Source organism: Rothia sp. 27098_8_161, from assembly GCF_041432905.1.
Classification (GTDB): Bacteria; Actinomycetota; Actinomycetes; order Actinomycetales; family Micrococcaceae; genus Rothia.
The window spans coordinates 1-1,038 of the sequence record NZ_JAPWAL010000059.1; the positions used below are offsets into that span (position 1 = coordinate 1).

Below are 1,038 nucleotides of genomic sequence, written 5' to 3' on the forward strand. Positions count from 1 at the left end.
GGCTGGCCATACTGCTGATTATAGGGCTGCTGACCGTACTGCGCCTGCTGGCTGGCCTGCTGAGGCTGTGCACCAAAGCGACCGAAACGAGAGTCACCCTGAGTGACATTCTTCGTCATTGAATTCAGAAGCGGGTTTCCTGCCATCATACTCTCCTTAAACGGGTACAAAACTAATTCTGTTAATTCTATCGGATAGATTCTGCGCTCACGGGTGCTGTTCGTTACCAGCAAGGGTTTCTAGCAACCTTGCCAGAATATTTCAGGGCGGTGTTTACCTGAGGTTCACCCAGGTCCGCACCGCCCCGCAGACAAACACTTCTGCGCGTCTCTTTGTGAAGCGTCTATTGCGAAGCTTCCAAACAATCAAGGAGTTGCTCCAGGTACTCCAGAACGGCCTGTTCCTCGTTCGAACCAATCACCTCGTCAGCAACATCTCGCACAATCTCCGGGGCGTTAGACATAGCAACACCCCAGCCTGCGTAGCTGAGCATCTCCATGTCGTTCTCACCGTCACCGAAGGCAAGAATACCCGCCGGATCAGCGTCCAGACGCTCGCATAGGTCCTTCAGACCGGTCGCCTTATTGACACCGGTACGCACTAGGTCAATGGCGCCGAAGCCACTCACCATCGGGGTGACGGTCTGCGGAAGAGCCTCACGCAGGTAGATGCTCAGCTGCTGCGTCTGCTTCGGCGGGGTCAGCAGCGGGAACTTAATGGGTGCACCCTCAAAATCTTCAATAGAGTCAACCATGACCGAGCCAGGGAAGAAGAACGCCGCAAAGTCCTCCAGGGTGAGGGTTTCGGGAAGATCCTGACCGGTATCTTCAAAATAGCCGCGAATCATGTGCACAATCTGGTCACAACGGTCCTTGGGAAGGTAGATACCTTCGGTGGTGCAGACCAGCAGACCGATGTGGTTCAGCCCCTGGACTACTTCAATGATGCGCGGTACATCCTCTTCTTCAAAGGGATGCACGGCAAGCTGACCGCTCTCATCGGCCAGGTACGCACCATTCTCTGCAATGTAGATGAGGC

1 protein-coding gene is annotated in these 1,038 nt (G+C 54.7%); it reads right to left on the reverse strand.

The features are described from left to right. Nucleotides 1-343: 343 nt before the first annotated feature. Nucleotides 344-1,038 (reverse strand): HAD-IIB family hydrolase (locus O3648_RS08360; RefSeq protein WP_371569588.1); only part of this gene is annotated, 695 nt, incomplete at its 5' end.